The 2,240-nt window shown below is 57.0% G+C and carries 2 protein-coding genes; both read left to right on the plus strand.

Features of this window, described 5'->3' with window-relative positions; translation table 11 throughout:
• The coding region (locus ACTF5G_RS10125) for a methyltransferase domain-containing protein (RefSeq protein ID WP_438952680.1) at nucleotides 1-984 on the plus strand (984 nt) is incomplete at its 5' end.
• Complete coding sequence (locus tag ACTF5G_RS10130; protein WP_438952681.1) at nucleotides 984-1,913, plus strand: radical SAM protein; 930 nt, start codon at nucleotides 984-986, stop codon at nucleotides 1,911-1,913. The genes ACTF5G_RS10125 and ACTF5G_RS10130, both read left to right, overlap by 1 nt.
• Nucleotides 1,914-2,240 lie beyond the last annotated feature (327 nt).

The raw sequence follows: 2,240 nt of genomic DNA on the forward strand, positions 1-2,240 counted from the left end.
GCCTGCTGCGATCAGGCGCCTCCGGACTGGTTGAAACCGGTGCTTGGCAGCATCCATGACGAAGTATTGAGCCGCTACTACGGCTGTGGCCTGGTGGTGCCCCCCCTGCTGGAGGGTGCCCGCATCCTGGACCTGGGTTGTGGCAGTGGCCGGGATGTCTACGCCCTTTCTGCGCTGGTGGGGGAATCCGGTTTCGTGCTGGGTGTTGATATGACCGCCGAGCAGCTGGAAGTCGCGCAGCGCCACCGGGACTATCATCGCCAGCAATTCGGCTACGCCCAAAGCAATGTCGAATTTCGTCAGGGCTATCTGGAGCAGCTGGCGGATCTCGATCTGCCCGACAACAGTGTCGATATCGTGGTTTCCAACTGCGTACTCAACCTGTGTACCGACAAAGAAGCAGTACTGGAGCAGGTCCATCGCCTGCTGAAACCTGGAGGCGAGTTCTATTTCTCGGATATCTATGCCGACCGGCGCCTGCCCACCGCCCTGCAGAACGACCCGGTGCTGTACGGAGAATGCCTGGCCGGGGCCCTGTACTGGAACGATTTTGTTACCCTGGCAAAAACCGCAGGCTTCGCCGACCCCCGGTTGGTAGAGGATCGCCCCATCACCATTGACAATGGCGCCATTGCCAATCGCGTCGCCCCCGCCCGCTTCCACGCCGCTACCTATCGCCTGTTCAAGATTGCAGAACTGGAACCCGCCTGCGAGGATTATGGTCAAGCAGTGGTTTATAAGGGCACAGTGCCTCATCATCCCAATACCCTGATACTGGACAAGCATCACGTGATGCAAGCCGGACGGGTATTCCCCATCTGCGGCAACAGCTACCGAATGCTGCACGATAGCCGCTTTGCCTCCCACTTCGATTTTATTGGCACGTTTGAACGCCACTACGGAATTTTCCCCGGCTGCGGCCAGAGCCTGCCCTTCGACACGTCGGCCACAGAAGTCAAAGGCAACGTCGGGGACTGTTGCTGATGAACCTGATCAAAACCGAGAATCTCGGCCACCAGCAAAACTGGCGCTTTACTGCCACCGGAGAACCCCGAGGATATATCGAGACCAGGCAATTGCAGGAGTTGTGGTTTCACACCGGCACCGCCTGCAATCTCGCCTGCCCGTTTTGCTTTGAGGGTTCAAAACCCGGCGATGACCGCCTTGAGTTGATGACGCTGGCGGATGTCAAACCCTTTATCGACGAAGCCCTTCAACTGGACGTTGAAAGCTTTTCCTTTACCGGCGGCGAGCCCTTCGTCGCCCGGGATATGCACAATATTCTGGCCTATGCATCACAGTATCGCCCCTGCCTGGTGCTGACCAACGGCACGGCTCCTCTGTACCAGCGACTTAACCAGATTGCCCCCCTGATTCAGGCGGACAACGCTATTCACTTTCGGGTCAGTGTCGACTACCCGGATTCGGAACGACACGAGGCAGGCCGAGGCCAGGGCACTTTCGAAGAAGCCTTCACCACCATGAAAAGCCTGCACGATCTGGGGTTTGGTTTGTCCCTGGCAAGGCAGTGGGAACCCGATGAAGACACGGTCGCCGTGGAAGAAGACTTTCGCGCCCATCTGCGCCGCCACGGCCTGCCGGACGACCTGCACCTCGTGTCCTTCCCCGATTTTTTCCCGCCCGACAGCCAGGTTCAGACACCCGAGATTACTGAGCACTGCATGACTACTTACCACACACCGGAAAGCCGCGCCGATTTCATGTGCGCCTTCAGCCGCATGGTGGTAAAAAAGAACGGTCAGAGCCGAGTCTATGCCTGCACCCTGGTGGATGATGACACGGACTATGATCTGGGGAGCACCCTGACAGAAAGCATGAAGCCGCGGGTGATGCTGGAGCACCACCGCTGCTACAGCTGTTTCAAATACGGGGCATCCTGCAGCGAAAGCTGAAAACATCGCAGGAGAAGAACGGCCCTGCGACGCAGCCAATGGTCTTCTGCTAGAAATAAGGCCCTATCTCCTGATTTCTGCACGGGCGGCTGTCGCAGCCTGCCAGCAGATGTCTGGCACCGATATACAGGAACAAAATAAACTGAATACCGGTATTCTCTTGCAGAAATTTACGAGTGCTCCCACCACCATGAGCAAAGGCAGTAGCGGAAAGCAATAACAGCAGTCACAAGACGCCTATGCTGCAAACTGTATCCCGTCAGCAGAAGTTGGACTAACTAGCCTGTTTGTCTAAGAGATGGTTTTGGCTCATCGTTAACCCGAGAG

Origin of the sequence: Porticoccus sp. (assembly GCF_965660005.1) — a bacterium.
Classification (GTDB): Bacteria; Pseudomonadota; Gammaproteobacteria; order Pseudomonadales; family Porticoccaceae; genus Porticoccus.

What these genes read in the sequence shown, in the direction of transcription:
- ACTF5G_RS10130 (WP_438952681.1), top strand. Translation starts at nt 984, where the DNA reads ATGAACCTGATCAAAACCGAGAATCTCGGCCACCAGCAAAACTGGCGC.